The organism is Vibrio hannami, from assembly GCF_029589055.1.
GTDB classification, from domain to species: Bacteria; Pseudomonadota; Gammaproteobacteria; order Enterobacterales; family Vibrionaceae; genus Vibrio; species Vibrio hannami.
Genome location: NZ_JARQZP010000003.1, coordinates 1,547,335 through 1,572,707, shown reverse-complemented (window position 1 = coordinate 1,572,707; position 25,373 = coordinate 1,547,335). Strand labels below are relative to the sequence as shown.

The following is a 25,373-nucleotide window of genomic DNA, read 5'->3' as shown; positions in this document are numbered from 1 at the left end:
TGTGCTTAAAGTGAAAATCGGACAGGCTTCAGTTTCCGGACTGAAGCCTGTAAATCAAGACTGTATTGGTGCATATATCCCCAATGATATTGGCTTGAGCACAAAAGGTGTCGCCGTTGCCATATCAGACGGCATTAGTACCAGTGCGGTGAGTCAGATAGCCAGTGAAACCGCCGTTAAGAGTTTTATCTCTGACTATTACGCCACATCGGAAGCCTGGTCGGTTAAAAACTCAGGTGTCAAAGTTCTAAAGGCCATTAACCATTGGCTCTATTCTCAGACCAAAAACAGCGAGTATCGGTTTGACTTCAATAAAGGGTATGTTTGTACTTTTAGTGCGCTTGTTGTTAAGTCGCGAACTGCTTATTTGTTCCATTGTGGTGATTCGAGAATATATCGGGTTTCAGGCAACGCTCTGGAGCAGCTTACTCATGATCATCGGCTTAAAATCGACGATAAAACCAGCTATCTGAGCCGGGCGCTCGGTATGGAAACGGAACTGAATCTGGATTACAAATCGTACGATGTTTCGGTGGGGGACATATTCCTGCTGGCAACGGACGGTATATTCGACTTTCTTTTCGACAGAGACATTGCTTTAGAAGCCAACTGTAGATCTATCGATCCTCAAGCGAGAACAGATCGGTTGATCAACATGGCGTTAGAAGCTGGCAGTGATGATAACCTCTCTTTGCAAATCGTTGAAATAGAGTCTCTTCCGGAAGCGAATCATCAGGAATTAATGCACTCTGCAAACCAGCTTCCACCCGCTCCGATATTAACCGCTGGCGATACAATTGATGATTTTGAGATATTGAGAGAGCTGTACATTAGTAGCCGTAGCCATGTTTTTTTAGCGCGAGATATCAAATCACAGGTGGACGTTGTACTGAAGACGCCCGCTGGGGAGAGCCGTACCAACGAAAAGCATGTAGAAACATTTTTGATGGAAGAGTGGATTGGAAAAAACTAAACAGCCCACACCTCATGAAGCCTTATATCTCTGGGTGTCAACCGAGTAGTATCTACACGGTGACCGAATTTATTGATGGTATAACCCTTTCTCAATGGATTAAAGACAACCCTACCCCCTCTTTAAGTAAAGTGAGAGAGATTGTCACTCAGATAGCAAAAGGGCTTCAGGCGATTCATCGACAGGAGATGGTTCATCAGGACTTGCGACCGGAAAACGTGATGATAGATGCTTCTGGAACGGTAAATATCATTGATTTTGGCGCGATGAGAGTTGCCGGTATCAGTGAAACTTACGCTGAGCCTCAGCAGATAATGGGTACGGCTCAGTACACTGCCCCTGAATATTTTATCGGGCAAGAAGGTTCTCACCGTTCAGATGTTTTTTCACTGGGAGTCATCACCTATCAATTATTAACTGGAAAGCTACCTTACGGTACTCAGGTGTCGACTGCGACAAGCGCTAAAGCTCAACAAAAGCTTATGTATGTCACCTCTACTTCAATCAATTCAAATATCCCAGCCTGGGTCGATTACGCTTTAAAACATGCCTTACATGTTGATCCTCGTAAACGCTATCAAGAGGTTTCTGAGTTTGTTTACGATTTAACTACGCCAAATCCTCATGCTGAAAAGAAAGCCTGGGTACCGATAGCCGATAGAAACCCGATACTGTTTTGGCAACGGGTTTCGTTGTGCCTGTTTGTCGCGCTTCTTGCCTCTATAGTTTTTTAACATTTCCAATACTTATATGTGCATAGAAATTAGCTATTGAAAGAATAGGTTTAATCGTTTTTACAGATTGATGTGCATAAACAATAATAAACCCAGGTCAACAAACAAACATCTCAAAAAAGGGGTACATCATGATTCAACTAGGACTTTCAGCAATGGATATTTTTTTGGTAGCAGCGCTAGCGTCGGTTTCTCTTCTGGCAGTAGTCGCAAATGGTTCAGCAAAATCTGAAAACAGAGTCACTTATATGAACAGTGGCTGGAAAGAGCAAGAAGGGAAAAGACAAAGTAACTTTATGTTTTAAGGATTTTCTGTTTTAAGGACTTTCCGTTTTAAGGAATAGTATGTTGTCGTCAATAACGAACACAAGTTAAAGGGCACATAGAGAGTACCTATGTGCCCTTTTGTTTATGTCGCTTCTCTCACTTTAAACTGTCCCATCACACGTTGGAGTTCTATAGCTAGCTGAGATAGTTCTTCACTCGCTCTGGCATTTAGCTCAGAACCCGATTGCACTTCAGTACTGGATTGGCTGATAGAGACCATACTTCGGTTGATCTCTTCCGCCGCAGCGGACTGCTGTTCACATATAGTGGCTATTTCAATGTTTTTTAGATTGAGTTCATCAATGGAATGGTTGATGGTTTCGAGAATGGTTTCACATTGAGATGCCTGCATTGCGCTGGATTCCACCATGGTACTGGTTTGTTCAATGGTACTGGTTGCGCTTGAAGTTTTCTCTTTTAACTGCTCTACAAATTGTTGAATCTCTGACGTAGCACTTTGAGTTTTGCCTGATAACTTCCGCACTTCATCTGCAACAACAGAGAATCCCCGGCCTTGTTCTCCGGCTCTTGCTGCTTCTATCGCTGCATTGAGTGCCAACAGGTTGGTTTGCTCCGCTATTTCATTGATATGTCCAACAAAATCAACAATCGCATTACTTTGTTCTCGCGCCGCAGCCACTTCATTGGAAGCCTGTTGAACCTGGTTTACCAGATCTTTTATGTTCTTCAGGTTGTCTGAAACAGCCTGGAGCCCTTTCGATACCTGCTGTTTAGTGCTTTCTGTCTCCAGAGCGGTTGTGCCAGTATGGTCAGCGATTTGTTGAATGGTTGTCGCCATTTCATGCATCGCAGTTGTGACCTGATCGGTATTTAAGTGTTGCTCGGTCACTCGCTCTTTTGTTTGCTCTGCTGTTGCTGCCATTTCGGTAGCGGCAGATGATATTTCCGCTGAAGAGTTGAGAACATGATAGATGGTGTCTTCCAGTTTTCTTGCCATGTTATGCATGCAATTCAGAAGGGATGCAATTTCATCTCTACCACTATTTGCCAGCGATACAGTAAAGTCACCTTCTGCCATTTGATTTGAAGCGTTAACGGCTTTTTTAAGTGGGCCAGTCATAGCCAGCACATACAGATAACTCAGTACTCCGCCAAGGATAAGGCTGACCAGACCAATCAGGCCCATACCGTTAATTGCGTCTACTTCATGTTCTTCGACTAACAGAAGCGCATGTTCAGTGAGTTTTTCTATACCTATTAGAAAGGATTCAAGATGATCAAGAAGCACTTGCTGTTTATCATGCAAGGTTGAAAGCATTTTTTGAGCGGATTGTATCTGGTCACTTTCAATATGTACTAAAAAGTCGTTGGTTAGGGTTTCGTATTCGAGGTGTTCATCTTCTATAGAGACCAGAAATCGCCGGAGAGTCTCTTCTTTTTGTCTGAGTTCTTCTGAAAGAGCATGAGTTAGCATCTGATCAAGAATCGATTTTGCTTCTGTGATTTGTTGATCAATAGACTTGTTCAGGTGTTCTATTTGAACTCGGAAATCATGAATGTTTGACAGTTTATCGTCTTTAAGTCCTGCTACCTGAATTGCTCTTTCCAATAGGAGAGCACCTTCAAATTGGCTTGAGGTTATTCCGGAAGTGAGTCCAGTTAAAGGTATATCTTCAGTGATGACTCCATGTAATTCGTGACCTATCTGTTTAAGCTTGAAATAACCATAACCAGCTATTCCTGCCATCATAATCAACAGAATACCAACCAAGGACAAGATCTTTGCCCTGATACTCAGTTTGCTAAGAATATCCATATATTTACCTGACGTTGTGATTTGTTTTTTTATAGTTTTAGTGATTTTTATATGCTGCATATATGCAACATAGTTAACTATAGAACAAAAATAGCGTCGGGTTGTTACTCAAACAGGAATATCGTTATCTTTAATCAAATAAATAGCCTGAAGTGTTATCAGGGGCTCAAGCTTTTTTCTTTAATGTCTTTCTTTCAATTAGCTTGGCAGGGATCATCAATTTTACCAGGCTTTGATCTTGCTCCTGAATCTGATTGACGACCATCTTCACGGACTCTCTTGCCATGCGCTCGAAATCTTGTTGGAAAGAAGTCAGCTGATAGCTGAGCCAGCTAGCCTGAGGAATATTGTCTAGCCCGATAACTTGTAAATCTTCAGGTATTGATAAGCCAAATTCTTGTCTTGCAATATCCATTACCGAGATAGCGATGATATCTGTCGCACACATGATGGAGTCGGGGCGTTCATTGGAAGCAAGAAGCTTGCGGATTTCGGATTGTGCTTTCTCGTAGGTGTAATTGGATTCTACATAAGAAGGTGCATAACCAAGTAACCTTTCACAAGCATCTGTATAGCCATTAACCCGCTCCTGATTTGTTAGAGTCGGAATTTCACCAGTGACATAAGCCAGGTGCTTGCCACCGCGTTCGATGAAGGCTTCTGCTGCTTGTTGCCCAATTGCGTAGTTGTCGCTAATGGCATAGCTGCATTTAGTGCCTTTTTCGACACGTGCGAACTGTACAATTGGAATATTAAACTCTTTGCACTCCTCATAGAGTGCAGTGTTGAACTGTGCTGATGCGGCTATTACACCATCCACTTTATACTGGAAAATATTGGGGATAGTGTGGTGTTTCTGGTCATCCAAAACCCAAGGGATCAATACCGCAGAGTACCCCATTCTTTGTAGCTCAGTGCTGATTAGCTGAAGTGTTTCCATATGGATTGGGTAATCGGCATCCGGGAAAACCAATCCAATGAGCTTTGATTCTTTGGTTGTCAGGCTTCGTGCAAATGCATTCGGTCGGTAATTCAGGGCTTTTGCCGCTTCCATTACTTTTTTCTGGTCTTCTCAGACGTTGAACTGCCGCTAATAAATACTCTGGAAACAGTAGATTGAGATACACCTGCAAGCTTAGCAACATCTTTGGAAGTCACACTGTTTGTTTTATCTGACATTTGGAACCACGAATACAATTGAACGATAGTTGCTATTATAACAGCAAAAACGAATACGTATTCATATGAATGAAAAGTTTAATTTATTAAATATCAGTTGTTTATGATTATGATTGGGTTTATGCACTAAATGGGGGGCTGAGCTGGCCTAGAATGCTAAACCAGCAGAGGTTTGGGCTTATCCAATAAATGCTATATAGCCTTGCAGAATGACCAAGTTTACAGCGTCAATAAAGAATGCCCCAACAATTGGAACAACCATAAATGCCTGAGGAGAAGGGCCATAACGGTTTACCAGTGAACCCATGTTCATCACGGCTGTAGGAGTTGCACCTAATCCAAACCCACAGTGTCCTCCTGCAATAACGGCAGCATCATAGTTTGAGCCCATTGCTTTAAAAGTTACACAATAGGAGAAAATGCCAAGAACCAAAGCCTGGATACATAGAATGAACATAAACGGCAGAGCAAGATCAAAGATATTCCAGAGTTTTAGGCTCATCAGAGCCATTGCCAGGAATAGTGACAGCGATACCGTTCCAAGGATATCTACGGTCTCTGCGTCTAACTTAGCAACTTTAGTTGCCTCAAGAAGATTGGTAATCACCACGCCAATCAAAAGTGCGTAGACAAAGTTAGGAATCATTAGCCAGCTTATATTGTAGCTACTTACCCAGCTCTCCAGGTGCGTCGCACCTGATACACAAATCAGAAGCACAAATAGTATTTCGATTACCTTTTTAGCGGTAACCTTATCTTCTTCATACTCGTTGTAGGTAATAAGCTCTGGGAAGCGCTGGTGGGCATCGTCTCCGGTACCGTATTCTGATTGAATATTGTTTTTTTCTATTAGCTTTCTGGCTACAGGGCTACCGATTACACCGCCGATAATCAGGCCAAAGGTTGCAGAGGCCATAGCAATTTCTAGCGTATTTTCAATGCCATAAACATCTGTGAATGTCTGGGCCCAGGCTGCTCCTGTTCCATGTCCGCCAGACAAGGTAATCGAACCTGCGATTAGCCCCATTACTGGCTCTAGCCCTAATAAAGAGGCTAATGACACACCAATACTATTCTGAACAATGATGTAGACCGAAGCGACACCAAGAAACAAGAATACCTTTGCCCCGCCTTTAGCTAGCTGAGTATAGTTTGCCGCCAAACCAACGGTTGAGAAGAACATCAACATCAAGGTTTCCTGCAAAGGCAGGTCAAATTCCAGCTCAACGTTGTTGAAGTGAAGAAGCGTAATTAGGGTTGCTATGATCAAGCCACCCACTATCGGTTCTGGCACGTTGTATCTTCGTAAAACAGGTAGTTTTTGGTTGATTAAATGTCCAAGAAAAAGGACAAAAATCGCGACCAGAAAGGATTCTATAGCACCAATTGACACGACAGTATTCATATTATTTCACAACTCCGATTTTTGCACGATGTAGCAGTGCAGAGAACGTCGATAAAAAAGAAAGCCGCGCATCTTACGAAAACTCGATACTGATTTGCAAACCAGGAGGGCTAGAATTTGCCAAATATTGACAGTGTCAATATTTGGTGGGTGAGCAAGACGGTGTACGGCCTGGAGTGTTGTTAATACATCATGTAGAACTGCGCTGAGTACCCATTATTCATCGCATCAACCATCTTTAACATTCTTGGTAAGGCATATTGGAAAAACATCTTATATCCCTGGCAAAGCACGTTTATCTTTCCCACGCCAGTGTCAGAAGTCAGGCGATACTTAGGACACCCCCCATTACACAAGGGTAAGAAGTCGCAATGGTGACAGGTTAAACTGAGATTTGATTGTTTATCTTCTGCAAACACACGTTGATGTGGTCCGGAAACCATTGTCTGTAAAGAGTGATCTACAGCGTTACCTAGCTTCCGGTCATTGTAATGGTAGTGATCGCAGCTAAATACACTTCCATCCTTTTCCATCATCAGTTGCTGACCACATATCTCACTGTGGTGGCACATTTGGCTAGGGTGCCCCATCAACATCATCAGGCAGTTCTCGAAGAACTGAACATGAACTTTTCCAATATCCTCTTTACACCACTCATCAAACACATCACATAGAAACTGGCCCCACTGCTCTCCATTCAACGACCAATCGTACTCAGAGCGCCTGTCGAGCTCGTGATCCAGACATGGTTGAAATTGCATATATGTACTGCCAGCTTCTTTTAGGAACTGATAAATCGTTGAGCCGTGTTTATAGGTACGATTGTTGATTACGGTTAGTGTGTTGAAATCGACCTCGTGTTCTTTCAATAGCGAAAGTCCGCGCATGGTTTTCTCGAAGCTAGAGTTTCCGTGCTGATCAATTCGGCTAATGTCATTTAACAGGTTTGGGCCATCGAGGCTGATGCCAACCATGACATTGTGTCGTTTAAAAAATTCAGCCCATCGAGTATTGATAAGCGTACCATTTGTCTGGAAGGTATTTACTACACGCTTCTCACCTGCCCACAGGTTTTGTTGAATAAAAGCGTATTCGTAGAACTCCCTACCTCGTAGCAATGGTTCACCACCGTGCCAGATAAAATCTACGGTGGGAGTATGTTCTGGTTGAGACATGATGTGATTCTTTATCGCAATTTCTAATGTCTCGAAATCCATTGGAGCGCCACAACCAGATTCATTTTTTAGGTAGTAGCAGTAGCTGCAATCAAGGTTACATGCAGACCCAACAGGTTTAAGCGTCAGGCTGAAAGGAAGTGTTTGTGTCATTGTTTGTCCGGTGAATTATTGAGTTTAAAGTACAATCCGAACAATCCTTGTATACGTCATGCTGTGAACAGCCGCATTGCTATCATTACATTGCCTGTTAGATGCAATGCGGCGTTTTGGTTTCGTTAATCTATGGTGTCATTCCCCATGCCGACACCGGTGCCTTTTTGGATTGGTGGATACTCTTTTAACGACTTTTGGTAATCGCCAATTGCCTGGTAGAAGTAAGGAAGCACCCAGGATTTCTGTTTCATCCAGTGATACCAACCTGTGGTGTCAGGAGAGCGCTCGTAAGGATCCGCCTTGATATTAACTAACACTCCAAACGGCCACTCTTTTGCTGGCTCAGTCCAGGTGGTCTTGGTTTTCAGGTGAACTTTCCATTCGTTGACACGAACCGCGTTCAGGCTGCTTTCGTTATAGAAAAAGAACTCGTTCCTGTTACTCTCTCCACCATTGGCCAACATGTCCATCTGGTTGTAGCCATCAAGGTGTGCGACACGTTTTCTGCCATCAACATCCTTGCCTTTAAGAAGTTGTTGTTTGATATTTGGTTCACCAGCTGCAGCCATCAGTGTCGGCAGCCAGTCTTCAGCAGACATCAAGCCGTCAACGTATGCGCCTTTAGGGAATTTCTCAGGCCAGCTCACTAGCATTGGTACTCGGAAACCGCCATCCCATGTGGTGCCTTTTTGTCCTCGGAAAGAAGCTGCACCACCATCAGGCCAGTGATCCGCGTTCACACCATTGTCAGAGGTAAACATAATAATGGTATTGTCTAGTTCCCCGAGTGCTTCTAGTTTGTCTAATAAAACGCCGATCTGGTCATCGAGCTCCATCATCGCGTCGTAGTAGACAGAGGTATTGCTCGAACCTGCATACTCATCACGAACATGAGTAATGGTGTGCATGCGAGAAGGGTTAAACCACATGAAATATGGCTGATCGTCATTCTCTTTTTCGTGCGTTTCCAGCCAATCTGTTGCGAAGTTTAGGAACTCTTCATCTATTTGCTTCATGCGCTCAACTCCAAGAGCGCCTTTGTCTGTGATCTTCTGTTTTCCAACTTCCCCAAATCTTGGGTCAACCGTGTCATCATGTTTGTCGGTAGCGACTGAGTGAATGACATTGCGCGGAATGCCGATGAAATTTGGATCTTTTGGAAACTCTGGCTGTTCAGGCATTTCCATCACGTTTAGGTGATAAAGAAACCCGTAATACTCTTCAAAGCCATTCACGGTAGGGAGGTGTGAGTTGTTATCCCCTAGGTGTGATTTACCGACATGTACGGTGGCGTAGCCTTTTTGCTTGAGTAGCTCTGCCAGTGTTGGGATTTCTTGTCGCATTCCAAGTTTAGAGCCAGGCTGACCTACCGAGGTTAAGCCTGTACGGAACGGATATTGACCCGTGATAAAAGCGGAACGTCCGGCAGTCGAACTTGATTGAGCGTAATAGTCACTGATCATGACACCCGATTGAGCAATTCGGTCGATGTTCGGGGTTTTGATTGCACCTAATCCTCTGTGATAGGCAGAGATATCCATTGGCGCAACGTCGTCCAGCATAATGGTGACGATGTTAGGTGCTTTTGCCAATGCAGAAATGGAAGTGAGCGATGCAGTGGCAGTGATAGACAGTGCAACCGCATTTTTTACAAAATTGTTAGGGCGTTTCATAGATTACTCTCCAGTTAAGGACAGGGAGATAGTAAAAGAATCGACGAACTAATGGGTTAATAGCGTTTATTAATATTTTTAATAGAGATGAGGAATGTGTTTAGATATACTTAATAAGCCAATCAATCAATAGGTGTATGCATTCATGACAAAGGATCTCAATTTACTTCGGCTTTTGGTCATTTTGAGTGAAGAGAAGCAGACGATTACCGCTGCCAGAAGGTTGAGTGTGAGCCAGCCTACAGTGAGTGTTATGCTGCGAAAACTGCGGGATCAGTTTAACGACCCACTTTTTGTTCGTGATAAAAACCAGCTGGAACCTACCGTAAGATGCCAGCAAATACTGCAAGGATTACCCGATATCCTTGATAGCCTGGATGCGCTTTATGTGAATGATGATTCCTGGGACATAAGTCAGGTGTCGGGAGAGGTTTCTCTTATTTTTTCGCCACCGTTGATGTCCACCATCGCAGCTCCATTGGTTAGCTTGTTAACTCAACACGCCGCTGATGTTACCGTTGACTGCTACCACTGGGGGTTCGATACATTGCGAGATATAGAACTGAAAAGAAAGTGTTGGGGCTTCAGTGCATTACCAATGGAGACTAACAAGAACATCCTTCAGAGAGAGCTGGGAAATGATGAGTTTGTGGTCGTGATGAGAAAAGAGCACCCACTTGCTAGCTCTGGGTTAGATGAGATTCTGAATTACCCTTTCTGTGTCAATCTTATCTATGGCGACTCGAGCAACTCGCGTAGTGAAAAAATCCTAAGAAAACTCAGCCTGGATATAAAAGTAAGTGTTCGCACCAGTGATGTGACGGTAATGCTCAATCTGGTAGAAAATAGTGATTACCTTGGTATTGTTTCCAAGTATCTGGTTAACAGTTTAGATGAGCGTTTTCGATATGTTGGCCTACCTTCCGAACTTCCAGAAGAAGCACACCACAGACCGTTGGCGCTGTTTACACATCAGCGAAACAGGCATGACCCTTTGACTCAATGGCTTTACCAACAAGTGGTATCTCTTATTTCATAAATTTCTTTGGAATCTGAAGTCTCTATTAAATATTTTAATAGAGACTATCCATTCTTTTCGATTCCGGTTGTGTTCGAGTCTTGATTACCATAGGTGGCCATAATCACCCGGTAACTCAAAAGGCGAACCATGAAAAAATCGATAGTGGCCGTATCTTTGCTAACGGCTTTAAGTAGCTACTCATTTGCTGATGTAAAACCATCTGCGGAGGAAGAATTAGCATACAATCTTGGTGTTCAGGCATTAATTTATGGTACTGGCCCATTAACAGTGGCGGCTGTAAGAGAGACTTCAACCTCTGTTGAAGTGCCTATGGATAATGCGATGGCTCCAATGAACCAGATGGGGAAGACAAGAGCATTATCTGGACCAAATACCAAAATTGTTCCAACTGTAAATAACGATACTCTGTACTCCCAGGCTCACTACGATCTGGACGAAACAGGGCCGGTTATCTTAGACATTCCTCGTACGGATGATCGTTACTATATCGTTCAACTGCTTGATGCCTATTCCGAGTCGATCGAAGATTTATACAGGGACAACACTGGTGAGTCTGGAGCTAAAGTGTTGTTGGTGAAGAGTGACTGGCAAGGTGAAATACCAAAAGGTGTTGATAAGGTTGTTCGATCTCGTACTGCAAATGTATGGCTGATTCATCGCACAGGTGTATCTGGAGAGAAAGATCTTCAAGATGCTCTTTACGTGCATGACCGCTTTATAAGCTATTCCGTTTCAGAAATTAATCGTTCACATGGTCCGCAAGAGTTAAAAGCATCGACAGGCGCAATTCCACCAATGGCAAAACTCCATGGGCTAGACTGGTTTGCTTTAATAGATAGAGAGCTTCGGAAAAATCCAATTCCTGAAGACGCTGCGATTGTAGATCAGTTTAAATATATCGGTATTGGAGGTGCTGCGCCTTTCAATCCAGATGCATTGTCAGAAGATCAGAAAAAGGGGTTGTTGCGTTCGTTAGAATCAGCGCAGAGCATTGTTCAGTATGCCGGCAGGAGTGTGGGTACCACAAACAATGGCTGGTCTATGATGTTTGAAGGTGGGCGATATGGTAACGATTATTTGAGCCGAGCTAGCATTAACCTTCGAGCGGCCGGATTGAATGTACCAGAACGAGCACTTTATCCAAATCGCTATACTGACTCTAAAGGTGAACAGCTATCTGGTGAGCATAACTACAAAATGGTGATGCCTGCCGATGCTCCGGCAGAAGCGTTCTGGTCGCTGACTATGTACGATGCTGAAAACCTGTTTATGGTTGAAAATGAGATCGACCGATACTCAATTTCGACCAACAGAAAAGAAGAACTGAAGTATGCAAGTAATGGTTCATTGCCTATCTGTATTCAAAATGAACGCCCTACAGACGAAGACTGTAACTGGTTACCTGCACCGAAAGACGACTTTTACCTACATATTCGTTTATACGAGCCAACAGAGGCGGTATTAGATAATAAATACCCAATGCCTCAGGTCGTAAAACAATAACCACACAGCAGCGGCAGTTATAGTACACAGACTGCCGCTTGTGCCCCCACACTATCTAAAATGGTCCAAATATGAAAACTCCCTTATTAAAGCTGTCAGCAATTAGTCTGGCTCTCTTTACCGCGCATACCTACGCTGCCGCAACATTGGTTTCCGAGATGAGCCACCTGAATGTAGGCACTGCTGGTGCTGGTAGTGCTGTACTTAGTGAAAGTGCCTCCGCAGCGTTTGCCAACCCAGCTGCGATGGCTTCATTTGAAGAACAGGCTGTTACTTTAAATCTGGCTACAATGGCATTAGACGTTACTTATGAAGACTACCGAAATGATACGCGTAGCAGCGGCAATGCTGGTGGAATACAGCCCTATGGTTCCCTTTATTACGTAGCGCCAGTATCTGAAAAAGCGGCATTTGGTATGGCGTTTACTTCCACTGGGGGCAGCTCACTAGAGTACGATCCTGGTTACGCTGGCTATGTGGGATTAAAAGATGTATCACTCACTTTAGTTCAGGTTAACCCTTCCGTTGGATATCAGTTGACAGAAAACTTGAATGTAGGGGCAGGCCTACAAGCTGAATATGCTAACTTGGAGCAAAGCTTTTTGGGTTCAACGGCGAATCTAAAAGGGGATTCAGTCGCACTGGGATATAATGTTGGCGCGACATATAAGCTTAATGATTCCAATGAACTCGGCCTGTCATACCGTTCTAAGCTAGAACATAACCTAGATGGGCAGGTACGTTTTGCTGAGTCTTATGATTCGAGTGTTAACCTGGTTAATGCAGCACGTTTAGAGCTATCAGGTTTGCATCAAATCAATGATCCATTGAGCCTGGTTTGGAGTGTGGGTCAGGAATATTGGAGCGAAAACGAAGCGACGACGATACAGTCTGGTGATATATCTATTGATAAATCCAGAGAGTTTGATGATGTATGGTTCGCGTCTGCCGGAATGAGATTTGATGTATCTAACAACCTTCGACTTGAAGCTGGAGTTGGTTACGTAAGCTCACCACAGGATGACCCAGATATGCAGTCAACCGACTTACCTGTTGATGAGCAGAGAAGATATAGCGCTGGTGCGACATACCGATGGAATAAATCAACGTCTATCAAGGGATACTACAGCTATGTCGATTACGGAAATCCAGTAATAACGTCTGGATTGATGTATGGTGAGTATCACAACCATAATCAGTTCTTCGGGATAGAAATTAATCACAGTTTCTAGTACAAAATACCGAATACGAAAAAGCGCGTTAACAAAGGTTATTTTATGAAAACAGTGTTATGTTTTGGTGATTCGAATACCTGGGGATACTCTCCAGACCTACCTCGCCGATACAATGCGGAAGAGCGATGGACTATGCTGCTTCAAGCCAAACTTGGGTCGAGTTTTCGTGTCATTGAAGAGGGATTAAATAGTAGAACCACTGTGTTTGAAGATCCTTTTGAACCAGGAAAGAAGGGGCTGGACTATTTACAACCATGCCTGGAGAGTCACCACCCGGATTTGGTGGTGCTTATGTTGGGTACAAATGACCTGAAGTCACGATTTAACGTGACTGCGAGCGATATTTCCAAAGGAGCGGCACGACTTGTTCAGGTTATTCAAAACTTTGAGCACTCGTTTATGCCCGAACCACCAAAAGTATTGCTGGTTTCACCTGCACATGTTTTGGAGGTTGATCCGTTGAAGGAAGGGTTTGATGGTGCAGAAGCTAAATCAAAGCAGCTAAGCCGCTACTATAAGTTGAGAGCCGAAGAACTTGGTTGTCACTTCCTGGATGCTGCAGAAGTTGTTCAACCATGCGCTCGGGAAGGTATCCATTGGCAAGTTGACCAGCATGTGAAGCTTTCTGATGTTTTGGCTGAGTTGATCCCGTCTATTACTTCAAGTTAGTTTGGGGCTTAGTGCCCCAACGTACTCTTCTCATTCAGCCCACTTTTCACAGTGATGAATAAAACTGTTTATTAGTGGGCTGCGATATTTTTCTTTATGAATAAGTAACCAGAATTGCCTTTCCATACTTACAGGTATATCTATTTTTTGAATGCGTTGCGCACTGATAGCCGCACTTGCAGCGAGTTTAGATATACAGCTTAACCCTAGTCCGGCAGAAACACTGTTTATAAGCGCTTCCGTCGTGTTAAGCCTAAAAGCTTCATGCCAGTTTTCGAGATGGGTAGCGACATGAGTTAAGAAAAACTCTCGGGTTCCTGACCCTGGCTCTCTTAAAATCCAGTTTTGATCTTCTAACTCATAAAGATTCCCCACCTTCTTCCCTGCCAGAGCATGATTGGTCGGGCAAATTACACACATTTCATCCTGAGAGAACGGGCTGGCTATTAAACCTGGGTGTAGTGCTTCACCTTCAATAAGTGCGATATCCAACTCGTAATCAACCAGTTTTTGGCAGATCTCTGCAGTATTAGAAATAAAAACATCTTGCTCCAGGTGACCAGTTTTGGCGCGATACTCACTTAGAATATAGGGTAGAAGCTGATTGCCTAAGGTGTCACTGGCACCGATGTTAAGTGTGCCAGAGAGTTCAGAGTTACCGCTGAACAGTTCACCAATATTCTGTGAGCGACTCACTATCTCATCAGCAAGAGGCAAAAGTTTACGTCCCTCTTGATTTAAAATAAGGCGATTGTTGACCCTGTCAAATAATGTATGCCCCAACTGCTTTTCAAGCTCAGATAAGGCCATGCTAACCGCCGCTTTAGATAAGAAAAGGTGCTCTGAAGCTTTGGTTAGAGTCTGGTGCTGAGTCACGCTAACAAACACATTCAGTTGCTTGAGAGTAATATTGTTCGCCATAACATCTACGTTTAGTTTTATTGAACGTAAGTAATAATATATTAGATATATTAGAACATTTGAAGAAGTTAGAATGGCGGCATAAATTAGAAGATGATCACGAGGTATCCATGATTTCCAACGCTAAAGCCAAATTGCAAAATGTCCCGACGCCAATGGGAGGGCTTGCTCTGGGGATTGCCAGCCTGGGATGGTGTTGGGAAAATTATGCAGACTTACATGGATATGGGCAGTGGATAGGAGCTGGTATTGCGTCAGTGTTGCTGATTATTTTGGCATTTAAGTTTTTGCTTCATAAGCAACTTTTATGGAAAGAATTGGCTCATCCCGTTGTAGGTAGTGTTGTTCCCACGTTCGCAATGGGCGTTATGGTTGTTTCAAATACGGTCGGTCAATTTTATCCCTTTGCAGGAGATTCGATATGGCTATTGGCGGTTGCGCTTCATGTCATTTTTCTGTTGAGTTTTATTTACCACCGTCTTGATGATTTGCATCTACATCAAATGGTACCGAGCTGGTTTGTTCCTCCAGTAGGGATTATTGTTGCTGGGGTATCGTACTCTGGGAATCCAGTTTTAGAGCCGGTAGCTGATGGTGCTTTGTATTTTGGTATGACAGCGTACGCCGTTATGTTGCCAATAATGATCTATCGATTCATGTTTTCTCAGCAAGTTCCAGATTCAGCAAAACCCACATTAGCTATACTGGCTGCGCCTGCAAGCCTGTCGATGGCTGGGTATTTAACAGTAATTTCAGAACCTTCACCATTGCTTCTGAGTCTGATGTTTGGCATTGCGGTACTGATGACGCTTATCATCTATTTGTCATTCTTTAAACTACTGCGTCTGCCTTTTAGCCCGGGTTACGCAGCATTTACGTTTCCGGTTGTTATTGGTTCAACGGCACTCTTTAAACTATCAAGCTGGATGGAAGGTATGGGGCTGAATTCCAGGTATATTAGCCAGATTGAATGGCTGGCGACAGTCGAGTTGATCGTGGCAACGGTGATCGTTCTGTATGTATCTTTGCGTTATATGAGCTTCTATAGATGGCAAGAAAGAAATGAGGCCTAACGAATAGGCCTCAGTAACAATTAGAAGTAGTAAGAAACACCTAGTTCAAATTTGTGGTCGTTATCTTTGACATCTAGCATAGAGTTTTTCATCTCAGCGTCAGTGCGTGTATATGTGTGTGAAGCTTCTACCCACCATTTACCGTCTGCTGAGATAGGTTGGCCGTAACCCGTTTTCACTTTAAATACATCTGCTTCTGCTTTGCTAGTTTTCTCACCATTTACTTTTGGCGTACTGTCCAGGTGCATGTACTGAGGCTGGAACACGACATATTGACCGGCATCACCAACTGACAGAGAACCAAATAGGTTTACCTGGTAGCCAGACAGATCGGCTTTTGTTTTACCATCGCTTGAATCGCCTTCAGCTTTACCTGTTACGTAAGCGACGTTAGGGAAAAGAGATAGGCTTTCCCAGGGTGTTTTAACCTTAGCGATGCCGCCAAGTGCAACAAGGTCAGACCCTACGCCGTTAGATTTTTCCCAGCCCTTCATGTAGTCAACAGAGAAACCCGCTTGTGGCATACCGTCTAAGTCAGTGTCCAAAACCTGAAAATAGCGCAGGCGAGAATTTTGGTCTTTCTTGTCAATGTCGTTATTTTTTGTTGCTGAACCGTGTTCTACAAGGCCCATAAATACATTGCCTTCAGAGTACTGACCAGCCAGACCAACCATACCCTTAACCGTACCATCGTTATCTACCGTACCGAATGCGAATGAGTTAACTTGTGTCAGGTCACTTGGATTTGGCGCGTTGTCTGCCGCAAATACAGGTGCTGTGAATGCTGTTACTGTCATTAGAGTTGCTAGTAGAGTCTTTTTCATAATTCGTTCCCAATTAGTTTCTGGAAGATTTTTAAATCATTCGTGATGTCTATGTGGGAAATGTTATTCACTTATGTGTTTCGAGGCAAAATGCACGTTCAATTGTGATTGATTGAAATGGAAAACGTAGGTTTTGGTGTTGAACTTTGTAGCTCCTGTTGGGACGATTTTTCTTCGCCAGTCGATGAAACGAAATTGATAATGATGTGTTAAATAAAAAGCAATATTGTGCAAAAAGAGCTCAATTATTTTCAATAAATCTCGTGTTGTGCCCGGTATATTTAAAACACTTCCCCGGTGCTTGATATTGTTTCAGTCAGCACTTTATTGATGTACGAATAAAACGGACTCGTGAGGTTTACTATGGTTAAGAAAGCTTTATTTACTGCAATCGCAGCTGCAACATTTGCTTCCAACGCATTTGCTGACACAGTTATAAGACATACAACGCTGAAAACGGACGTAGGCAATCTTGCAGCGAACGTTTACCTACCTGATGATGTAGTGAACCCACCGGTTGTCGTGGTGACGGGAGCGTGGACGACAGTAAAAGAGCAAATGCCAGCGACGTATGCAGAGCACCTGGCTGAGCAAGGGTATGCAGCAGTAACATTTGATTTTCGTGGTTGGGGTGAATCAGAAGACAAGCTGAAACAACTGGAAGATCCACAGCGTAAGATTGAAGATATCAAAGCAGTATTTGCATCACTGGATCAGGTAGATGGTATCGATGCATCTAAAGCTTATGGCCTGGGTGTATGTGCTTCATCCGGTTATATGCTAGACGCGGTACTGGGTAATGAAGATGTGGTTGCTGCCGCCGCTGTTGCTCCATGGCTGCATGATCGTTCAGTAGTGAATGCGGTATATGGTGGTGCAGAGTCTGTTGCTAACTTAATCCAGTCTGGTCTGCGCGCATTAACAAGCGATGAGCCACAAATCATTGAAGGTGCGAGTTTGACCAACCAAAACGCGCCTATGTACAACGTGCCGTACTACACAGAAAAAGATCGTGGACTTATTCCTGAGTGGGATAATGCATTCAACATCGGTTCATGGGCTGGTTGGCTGACTTACGATGCTCACGCAACAGCAGCTCAGCAAGATAAACCAATTCTACTGGTTGCTTCTGAATCAATGGCAATCCCAGCGGGCACACATGGCTACCTTGATAAAGCGGGTGATAACGTGGAAGCAGTATGGTTGGAAAACGTTTCTCAGTTTGATTTTTATGATGTAGAAAAAGATGTTCAGGCAGCAACTGATGCTGTAGTTGAGCACTTTGGCCGCAATCTTTAATTAATAACTCAGGTCACCTAAGATTAATACAGTCAGCCCTTGCCTCTAAGGGCTGGCTTCTTCATTACTGACATCCAAAGGAGTCTCATGTCCGGCACATGAACCATCTGGATTGGTATTGTCACACTCTCCTAACACCACAAAATGCACACCTCTTTTTTGCATAGCAACTAGGCCTTCTTTGATCGCAAATACGCCTTCAGGATGCTGAAACAATTTTTGTAACTGTTCGTCACCTAAAGTGAGTAATCGACTGACGCATAGATGTTGATGGTATTTAATGGGCATTGTTGAGTATTTAAATGATTCACAAACAAAAAGCGGTTGTTAATTAACCTTATCAAAGAATTTTAAACCGATATGTCAGGCTACTGTAAATAGTACTTTGGGATAAGCGGGTCAATGAGACCCGCTACCAGAGTTAAGAATCTGATTTTTTTACCTTGGTGAATGGTGTTGCTTTCCATTGGTCAGCTCTGACTGCCTTTCCTGGTGTGTACATTCTAAGAATTGAGTACCAGCCATCGTTTGGAATAGGAAGAAAGTTAGGGTTGTCTTCCTGACCTTCAGTGTCCGAACTCATATAGATGGTGTAGGTTCCGTCAGCGTTTGGTTTCAACGTACGATCACCTCGTGAGTGACGATTCAGGTCGTTGTGTTCCATCAATCTGGTTTCTGCGCTGTATGCCGTGTAAGACCAGAATCCGCCGTCGTTAATATCTGGAGCCTTAAACGTAACGGTGTAGTCATATTTGCTTCCATCTAAAGGCTCTCCTTCTGAGTCAAAAAAATCGCCTGCATACATGGTGTGCTCAGCCGGAAGTCCCCACTGACCCATAAGCGTCCCGTAGGCATGTTGATAGCTAGGTACTTTCGTCATTTGTTCTCGTGTACCGAGCACATCTCTGGAGTCATCGAATCCAGCATTTACAATACGCTCCAGCCCTTTTTTCTTACCTAACTCGATCAGGTCAAGCTCTTCAGGAACAAATAGCGTACCAGAAGGGTATCCAAGTTTTACGGCTTCAAACTGGGCTAATAACTCAGCGTCATGCTTATACATAGTCCCCTCTTCTAGAACGAAGTTAGTACGTTCTACCCAGTTTGTGAGCTTAGGATCTGGATAATGACGCACAACAGGTTCAGGGCCTTTTTGTCCAAGGAATTCTGATAGGGTTCTTATGTTCCATTGATCCATTAATTTCTGAGCTTGAGCTGAATCATCACCGCCAAGATCCATGATTCGTCCCATCATTTTTACAAGGGGATGCTCTACGTATATGACCTCGTCAACGCTCTCGGGAACTTCTCCCTCCCAGCCCTCAACAGCGTACATAAACATACCACCTTTAGATCCACGATCTGGCGAGCCAAATGCAGAGTCAGTAAAGTGTTGCATGTTCATTGTATGGAATAGCCAGTATCGGCCTTCATCATGATCGGGAATCGTCACAATTACCGGCTCAGCAGCAAGATCCATCCACCCCATCAAGTGCAGAGTATCGTTGTTGATTGAAGGGTGGGCTGTGTACGTATCGTCTGCAAGCTTCCTGATGTTCTGGAACTGGTTCAATGGATAATCAGCTTTAACGACGGTTTCGTAAAAATATTTGTATGCTTCATCAATGCTATAAGCGTATTCATAGGCAAGCTGAGCTAGAGACTCTTTGTCGCTTTCCGCCTGAGTTTGGGTCGCCATTTGCAATGGTACTGTTTGCTCGGTCTGGTTTTGGGCAATAGCGGGTGCACAAATTACAATACCAGACAGGACTAAAGACAATAATCGCTTGTTCATAAGTCGGGCCTTTTAGTTGGGAGTATGTTTACAGTTGATAGTTGAACTCAATTCGATGATCTCCATCGGAGAAACGGGTGTGCTCGCTCCAATTAGAGAAATAACGGACATTGAACCGAGGAGAAACCTGGTAAGAAACAGCGACTTCATGTGTAAAGGTACTTTCATGATTCTCGAAGCCGTGATCTTTGTATGTTTCGGAGCCGGAGAGTGTTTTCATCCACATGGGGTTGTAGTTAATCCAGACTTTGTCTGTGACCGCTACCTTGGTATAGGTTCCCGCTACAGCAAAGGTTCCCGGTACTGAATAACCGCTAACCTGATGGCCGTCATCTCCAACAACGTTATTACCAAAGGCAGCACCAGCACCTAGAAGTGGGAAGAAAATAATAGGACCGAACTTTGGTAATGCTTGAATGACGCTATAAGATGCCAGACCAAATTCACTATTGAGATCGTATTGAATATCGATTTGCGCACCACGACCATTTTTTAGATTCGCAGTGAAGTTTCTAAATCGCAATGAATCTATGCTGTCGTTTCGTTCTTCTTGATTTTCGTGCCAGCCAAGGGATTCACCAGCTATCCCTTTCAGTTCGATAAAATTCATACCAGCAGAATCTTCAACACCGGTGCTATAAGTTTTACCGATTTTAAGATTTAGTCCTTTGTTTGTTACTCCAGCGCCGACTTGTGTGTAGATAGCTAACGGATCGGACATATCTTGCACGTCGCTCTCTTCTGCAATCGCAGGGAGACTTAATGTCACCGGTATAAATAGCCAGCGAAGTGGTATTTGGGTATGAGTCATCTTTTTATCTTTATATTGAATTTAAGGTTCGACGCTTGCTTAACAGTGTTGCTAAGTGTTCCTGGACAATATAAAGAAAAAGGGAGATCAGATGTTCTATAGCCTCTATTAGGATAATTAATAGAGGGAGGTATTAAACAAATTTCACATTTTAGTGACTGACTATAGGCATATTTATCAATACATTGGTAAACTTTTGTATATTGATAACAAGACTTTGGATGATATGGATACGCGTTATCAAATTCTTCAACAGGACTAATATGAATCTGAACTTCATCAAACACTTTCTCCTAGTCTATGACTTTGGCAGCATCACTAAGGCTGCTGATCATATGGATATAACTCAACCCTCCATGAGCAGTGCCATAAAGAAATTTGAAGATAGTTACGGACAGCCCCTGTTTAACAAACACGGCAGGAGTATTGAACCGACTGAGGCGGCACACATGCTTGCAAGCCAGGTTCGACCAATTTTAGAACAGTTAAACACTGCACTAACCACTTCTCGCCGAATGATCGTAAGTGCGCCAGAAGTTGTATTACAGTCTATTCCAAACATGGATGAAGCCTTGTTGCTTGAGAGTCCGGCAATGGAATACGGTTCTTTGGACAAATTACGAACGGGTGAAATAGATATGATCGTAGATGATATTACGGTGTCTGATCATACTTTTGCTACGGAAAATATAGGCCAGCTCAACATAGCGTTTGCTTGCCGTAAAGACCATCCATTTATCGGGGAGTCGTTAAGCATAGAGCAGTTCCAAAAAGCACAACACGTTATGCTGCGCCTCAAAGACAAAAACGTTGGTGCTTTAGAGACGCGCACAGAAGAAAAAATAGAGCGTAATATCGTTCGAGAGGTGAGCGGACCTTCAAACCTTTTATATAGTGTTCGCAACTCTGATGCGATATGTATCGTCGCAGAAAGTATGTTCGGTTTAGCAACTGAGCTGGACTTAAAAATCTTACCATCCCCATTTCCACTTCGCCCCTATGAAATGAAGCTAATTTACCACCGAAAAAATGTCGCAAACAAAGCTCATATGCTTGTCAGGGAGCGAGTAAAAGATTCCCTTTGCCAAATGCTGGCTGATGCTCAATTACGAAGATTATAAGTATTTAGCGTATAAAGCCTCCTTTTTATCACATAGATAAAAACTATGTATTCCATAGATGTGAACCAATAGTTAGACAACTCTGCTCGCCCTATTATAAGTGCTATCGACACAGGCAATGGACCTGACAACTTGATGGCACGGAAGCCCAAATATCGTTACATCATTCGAATTAACAAAGGGTTTCACTATGAAAAAATCTATCCTTGCACTCTCTATAGTTGTTTCTTTTGGAGCAGCGGCACACTCACATAATACTTCTGAACGGTTTACTCATGGCGACCACGACCACTCATTTATAAAAACAGCGCTTCATCAAGGGGCGCTGTTTTAAGGAGTGAGTATGAAATTTATGACTATTCTTCCTCATCTCCTATTGGGGGCGACTGTGACTAGCCTGGCGTATGCCCAATCTACGGAAGTTCAAGATATGAGTGACCCACTAGCAGTATACTCTCAGGCAGGTTTAGGGTGGACTCAAAAAGGGATGAACTTAAAGCTAGGGCAGGCGTACGATACTGGCGATGAGAATACCATGGCCCAGCACATTCTAGAGCTAAAAGGGTGGGCAGGTTCATTAGGCACTAATGCAGATGCTGATGATTCATTGGACTCTCTTCGTTACCGACATTTCAATGTCGATATTACCAGCGGGCAAGGGGCGCAGATTGACCTTGATTGGAACTTTGATAAAGATATTGGTAGCGCCAGTTATTCGATTATTCAGGCTCTGCCAAAGTTTGGACGTGTCCAGCTATATCCTCTCGGAGGCCTAGGGGTAACGGTACAAGATGATCAGGGGTACACAGTACCGGCATCGTTCGGGTTGGTAGGAATGTACAGTAAAGTAGAGCTTACTGACAAAATCTGGATGAACTACAACCCCATGTACACCACTCAGTTAGGTGGGAATGATGATTTTGAGAATGCATTTGGTTTTCTTAACGAAGCATCTATAGGTTATCAATTCAACGCGAAACAAAATGTACGTGCCTTTTGGAATTGGGGGGAAACTAACACAGGTACGGACTTTCGAATAGAAATAAACATGCAGTTTTAAAATGCGCAACTCTATGAATATAGAGTTGCACCGAGGCTCATATGGTTTATCAGTTCCAGCTTCCGCTGCTTCCCCAGTGGTGCTAGGCAGTTTAGGTATTGATGAAATAAGATTTTAATTCTTTTGTTCAGTAGCCTCTCGACCTACGCCAATAATCTTTTCCTTAACCCAGTTAAAAAAGAGATCGTTAGTTAAGCCCGCAGTCCAACATACGGCGATGGGAAGGGGCTTTAACATCGGAAGTTCAACGCTCTGGTATAGGTGTTTATCCTCTACTTCATCAATAAACTTACTTGGGCCAATCAAAAATGCGTTTGTTGACTTAATGGTTTCTAATGCTAGCCAGAGTGTTGCTTCTTCGAGTAAAACAGTGCAGTCACGTACCAAGTCGTTGTAGATGGTTTGGTAAGCGTCAGATCCCCTGATTTGAACAATAGGGTAGTTGGGAATCATCTTTTCTAAAGAGTCGTAATTACTAAAAATAGGATGGTCTTTTCTGGCGATTAGTGCACTTGAAATTGTGCCTAGTGATTCCATCTCGTAATGTTGCAAATGATTTGGCAATCGACCTAAGGCAAAATTAATCTCACCAGAAATCAGTTTATAAATATTCTCTTCACTCCAATTTTGGCAAGTTATGGTGACATTTGGTGCTTGATTAGAAATTTCGTTAATTACACGCGTCATCCACTTGGGGCTACCATAATCAGAATGCATCACTGAAACGGATTGAGTCACTTCTGCTAGGTTCAAAGTTTCAGGTGACACAAGATCTAGAAACTGCTGACAGAGGAACTCAACTTGCGAATGAATGCGAGTGGCTTTAGGTGTGAGTATTTGTTGGTTGCCGACTCTAACTAAAAGTGGGTCATCAAACATTTCTCTTAACTTTGATAGCTGTTTACTTACAGCCGGTTGCGTAATAAACAACAATTCCGCACTTTTTGAAATATGCTTTTGTTCAAGAATAACCAGCAGGGTTTTCAGTAAGTTAAAATCAAACTCCCTTAGCTTAGATAAATCGCTATTCCTCATGGTTATCTCCTTTATAAAAACTAATCACTTCTAATTATATTCAACTGTTTTATATTTCCAAGCAGAAGATAAATCGACGATCACTTATTTTGGGGTTGAGAACCATGCAAAAAAGAAAAGTATTCGCAAGCGCACTCGCTGGCCTGATGTTGCCATCATTATCTGTTGCTGCTCAACAGCAACCAAATGTCGTTGTCATGATGGTGGACAATTTGGGTTTTGGTGAGCTTCAATCGTACGGAAGCACTCGCGGTGTCGCTACACCAAACTTAGATAAGCTGGCAGAAGAAGGGATTCGGTTAACGAATTTTAACGTTGAGCCACAATGTACACCTACACGCTCAGCGTTTATGACAGGCCGAAGGCCACTAAGAACCGCAACCACAGAAGTGGTATGGGGCATGGAGTATGGCATGGTGAATTGGGAAGTAACTATGGCAAACAAGTTTAAGGAAAAAGGCTACAACACAGCGATGTATGGCAAATGGCACCTAGGTGATACGGAAGGCAGAACACCTCTTGATCAAGGGTTCGATGATTTTTATGGGGTACTCAATACTTCTGATGAGTCAGTCTATTCATCGCAATTGCATTTTGAAGCTGAAGATGGTGTTGTTCCACAAATCCAAGATACCATCAATGGCAAAATTGAAGATGTGAAAGATTTTAACCTTGAGACTCGACGTACAATCGATGCTGAAATCACAGACCGAGCCATCACCTACATTAATGAGCAGTTAGAACAAGGTAGCCCATTTTTTACGTTCGTATCGTTTACTCAACCGCATCTACCCACCATACCGCACCCTGATTTTATTGGTGTAACGGGTAAAGGGGATTATGCCGATGTACTGCATGAGCTCGATTATCGTGCGGGCCAAATCATAGACACAATTACTGAAGCTGGAGCACGCGAAAATACACTAATAGTGTGGTTATCAGATAATGGTCCTGAGTGGCACTACCCACATCACGGTATTGCAGCACCATGGAGAGGTAATTACTTCACTGCACTTGAAGGCTCTATCCGTGTTCCATTTATCGCTTCAATGCCAGGTATTATTAAAGAAAAGAATGTCAGCAATGAAATTGTACATGTCGTGGATATTATGCCAACAATCGGAGACTTAGTGGGTTACGAGATGCCGACAGATCGCCACATCGATGGTATTAGCCAATGGGAGTTCATCAAAGGTGACATGGAGCAATCAAACCGTGATGGTTTCTATATTAGCAATGGTCAAATAATTCAGGCTTACAAATGGAATGATTGGAAACTACACTTCTACGAGCAGGACATCATGCCGGAAGCACCCGTTAAAAGACAGATTCCTGCGATTTATGATTTGTCGAGTGATCCACAGGAGATGTATGACCTGCGTGATGATGGAGTGAGGATTTTCCCAACAGTAATCAAGCGTAATGTGGCAGTGCAGCAAAGCTTAGCTTCTAGTTGTGACACTATCCCATTTCCAGCACCAAAGGGTTACGTTCCTGAGTGTAAAGGTGAAGACTTTAGTCACTACATACCAGATGGTTATCGTAAAGCAGAAAAATAGCCAGTCATTGAGTTAGTTGTTATGAAA

General features: G+C 43.2%; 25 protein-coding genes. 13 read left to right on the top strand and 12 right to left on the bottom strand.

Annotation, left to right across the window (positions count from 1 at the left end; genetic code table 11):
• Position 1: 1 nt before the first annotated feature.
• From P7F88_RS08780 to P7F88_RS08770, 3 genes are all read left to right on the top strand, one after another.
• Positions 2–973, top strand: coding sequence for a PP2C family protein-serine/threonine phosphatase (locus P7F88_RS08780; protein WP_277823789.1), 972 nt, complete (start codon positions 2–4; stop codon positions 971–973).
• Positions 955–1,707, top strand: coding sequence for a serine/threonine protein kinase (locus P7F88_RS08775; RefSeq protein WP_277823787.1), 753 nt, complete (start codon positions 955–957; stop codon positions 1,705–1,707). The genes P7F88_RS08780 and P7F88_RS08775 overlap by 19 nt, the downstream gene beginning before the upstream one ends.
• A gap of 131 nt (positions 1,708–1,838) precedes the next feature.
• Positions 1,839–2,012, top strand: coding sequence for a hypothetical protein (locus P7F88_RS08770; RefSeq protein ID WP_277823785.1), 174 nt, complete (start codon positions 1,839–1,841; stop codon positions 2,010–2,012).
• Between the two features lie 104 nt (positions 2,013–2,116).
• Here the strand turns inward: P7F88_RS08770 and P7F88_RS08765 are convergent, their stop codons facing one another.
• From P7F88_RS08765 to P7F88_RS08745, 6 genes are all read right to left on the bottom strand, one after another.
• On the bottom strand, positions 2,117–3,811 hold the full coding sequence (locus tag P7F88_RS08765; RefSeq protein WP_277823783.1) for a methyl-accepting chemotaxis protein: 1,695 nt from the start codon (positions 3,809–3,811) through the stop codon (positions 2,117–2,119).
• 166 nt (positions 3,812–3,977) lie between these two features.
• Positions 3,978–4,751 (bottom strand): substrate-binding domain-containing protein, encoded by a 774-nt coding sequence (locus P7F88_RS08760; protein ID WP_422127816.1) that lies wholly within the window; start codon positions 4,749–4,751, stop codon positions 3,978–3,980.
• A 113-nt stretch (positions 4,752–4,864) separates the two neighbouring features.
• Positions 4,865–4,990, bottom strand: coding sequence for a LacI family DNA-binding transcriptional regulator (locus tag P7F88_RS25800; protein ID WP_422127686.1), 126 nt, complete (start codon positions 4,988–4,990; stop codon positions 4,865–4,867).
• 178 nt (positions 4,991–5,168) lie between these two features.
• Complete coding sequence (gene gltS, locus P7F88_RS08755) at positions 5,169–6,395, bottom strand: sodium/glutamate symporter (protein WP_277823781.1); 1,227 nt, start codon at positions 6,393–6,395, stop codon at positions 5,169–5,171.
• 182 nt (positions 6,396–6,577) lie between these two features.
• The gene (locus tag P7F88_RS08750) at positions 6,578–7,723 is read right to left on the bottom strand and encodes an anaerobic sulfatase maturase (RefSeq protein ID WP_277823779.1); all 1,146 of its coding nucleotides are present in this window, start codon (positions 7,721–7,723) and stop codon (positions 6,578–6,580) included.
• Between the two features lie 125 nt (positions 7,724–7,848).
• Positions 7,849–9,399: a sulfatase-like hydrolase/transferase gene (locus P7F88_RS08745; RefSeq protein ID WP_277823777.1), complete on the bottom strand. Its 1,551-nt coding sequence runs from the start codon at positions 9,397–9,399 to the stop codon at positions 7,849–7,851.
• A gap of 145 nt (positions 9,400–9,544) precedes the next feature.
• Here P7F88_RS08745 and P7F88_RS08740 point away from each other — a divergent pair, with 145 nt between their 5' ends.
• The 4 genes from P7F88_RS08740 (at position 9,545) to P7F88_RS08725 (ending at position 13,848) form a co-directional block, all read left to right on the top strand.
• Positions 9,545–10,438, top strand: coding sequence for a LysR family transcriptional regulator (locus P7F88_RS08740; RefSeq protein ID WP_277823775.1), 894 nt, complete (start codon positions 9,545–9,547; stop codon positions 10,436–10,438).
• Positions 10,439–10,567: 129 nt separating this feature from the next.
• Complete coding sequence (locus P7F88_RS08735; protein ID WP_277823773.1) at positions 10,568–11,944, top strand: DUF1254 domain-containing protein; 1,377 nt, start codon at positions 10,568–10,570, stop codon at positions 11,942–11,944.
• Positions 11,945–12,015: 71 nt separating this feature from the next.
• Positions 12,016–13,176, top strand: a complete 1,161-nt coding sequence (locus P7F88_RS08730; protein ID WP_277823771.1) for an OmpP1/FadL family transporter — start codon at positions 12,016–12,018, stop codon at positions 13,174–13,176.
• A 45-nt stretch (positions 13,177–13,221) separates the two neighbouring features.
• The gene (locus tag P7F88_RS08725) at positions 13,222–13,848 is read left to right on the top strand and encodes an SGNH/GDSL hydrolase family protein (protein WP_277823769.1); all 627 of its coding nucleotides are present in this window, start codon (positions 13,222–13,224) and stop codon (positions 13,846–13,848) included.
• Between the two features lie 30 nt (positions 13,849–13,878).
• Here the strand turns inward: P7F88_RS08725 and P7F88_RS08720 are convergent, their stop codons facing one another.
• Positions 13,879–14,769, bottom strand: a complete 891-nt coding sequence (locus tag P7F88_RS08720; protein WP_277823767.1) for a LysR family transcriptional regulator — start codon at positions 14,767–14,769, stop codon at positions 13,879–13,881.
• A gap of 110 nt (positions 14,770–14,879) precedes the next feature.
• Here P7F88_RS08720 and P7F88_RS08715 point away from each other — a divergent pair, with 110 nt between their 5' ends.
• The gene (locus P7F88_RS08715; RefSeq protein ID WP_277823766.1) at positions 14,880–15,842 is read left to right on the top strand and encodes a TDT family transporter; all 963 of its coding nucleotides are present in this window, start codon (positions 14,880–14,882) and stop codon (positions 15,840–15,842) included.
• 20 nt (positions 15,843–15,862) lie between these two features.
• Here the strand turns inward: P7F88_RS08715 and P7F88_RS08710 are convergent, their stop codons facing one another.
• Entirely contained in the window at positions 15,863–16,666 is an 804-nt protein-coding gene (locus tag P7F88_RS08710) for a hypothetical protein (RefSeq protein WP_277823764.1), read from the bottom strand.
• Positions 16,667–17,029: 363 nt separating this feature from the next.
• Between P7F88_RS08710 and P7F88_RS08705 the strand changes: the two genes are divergently transcribed.
• Positions 17,030–17,965 (top strand): alpha/beta hydrolase, encoded by a 936-nt coding sequence (locus P7F88_RS08705; protein WP_277823762.1) that lies wholly within the window; start codon positions 17,030–17,032, stop codon positions 17,963–17,965.
• Positions 17,966–18,010: 45 nt separating this feature from the next.
• On the opposite strand, the gene P7F88_RS08700 is transcribed toward P7F88_RS08705, so the two are convergent.
• From P7F88_RS08700 to P7F88_RS08690, 3 genes are all read right to left on the bottom strand, one after another.
• Complete coding sequence (locus P7F88_RS08700; RefSeq protein ID WP_277823760.1) at positions 18,011–18,253, bottom strand: hypothetical protein; 243 nt, start codon at positions 18,251–18,253, stop codon at positions 18,011–18,013.
• A 133-nt stretch (positions 18,254–18,386) separates the two neighbouring features.
• Positions 18,387–19,664, bottom strand: a complete 1,278-nt coding sequence (locus tag P7F88_RS08695; protein ID WP_422127814.1) for a DUF1254 domain-containing protein — start codon at positions 19,662–19,664, stop codon at positions 18,387–18,389.
• A 124-nt stretch (positions 19,665–19,788) separates the two neighbouring features.
• Positions 19,789–20,571, bottom strand: coding sequence for a hypothetical protein (locus P7F88_RS08690; protein WP_277823756.1), 783 nt, complete (start codon positions 20,569–20,571; stop codon positions 19,789–19,791).
• Between the two features lie 263 nt (positions 20,572–20,834).
• Here P7F88_RS08690 and P7F88_RS08685 point away from each other — a divergent pair, with 263 nt between their 5' ends.
• The 3 genes from P7F88_RS08685 to P7F88_RS08675 all read left to right on the top strand — a co-directional run bounded on the left by P7F88_RS08685 (position 20,835) and on the right by P7F88_RS08675 (position 22,752).
• On the top strand, positions 20,835–21,692 hold the full coding sequence (locus tag P7F88_RS08685) for a LysR family transcriptional regulator (RefSeq protein WP_277823754.1): 858 nt from the start codon (positions 20,835–20,837) through the stop codon (positions 21,690–21,692).
• Positions 21,693–21,882: 190 nt separating this feature from the next.
• Complete coding sequence (locus tag P7F88_RS08680; protein ID WP_277823752.1) at positions 21,883–22,026, top strand: hypothetical protein; 144 nt, start codon at positions 21,883–21,885, stop codon at positions 22,024–22,026.
• Positions 22,027–22,044: 18 nt separating this feature from the next.
• Positions 22,045–22,752 carry a hypothetical protein gene (locus tag P7F88_RS08675; RefSeq protein ID WP_422127812.1) on the top strand — a complete coding sequence of 236 codons (708 nt, stop codon included), beginning with the start codon at positions 22,045–22,047 and terminating at the stop codon, positions 22,750–22,752.
• Positions 22,753–22,866: 114 nt separating this feature from the next.
• Here P7F88_RS08675 and P7F88_RS08670 read toward each other — a convergent pair whose 3' ends face one another.
• Positions 22,867–23,787 (bottom strand): LysR family transcriptional regulator, encoded by a 921-nt coding sequence (locus P7F88_RS08670; RefSeq protein WP_277823748.1) that lies wholly within the window; start codon positions 23,785–23,787, stop codon positions 22,867–22,869.
• A gap of 104 nt (positions 23,788–23,891) precedes the next feature.
• On the opposite strand from P7F88_RS08670, the gene P7F88_RS08665 reads away from it, so the two are divergent.
• Complete coding sequence (locus tag P7F88_RS08665) at positions 23,892–25,346, top strand: sulfatase-like hydrolase/transferase (RefSeq protein ID WP_277823746.1); 1,455 nt, start codon at positions 23,892–23,894, stop codon at positions 25,344–25,346.
• Positions 25,347–25,373: the final 27 nt, after the last annotated feature.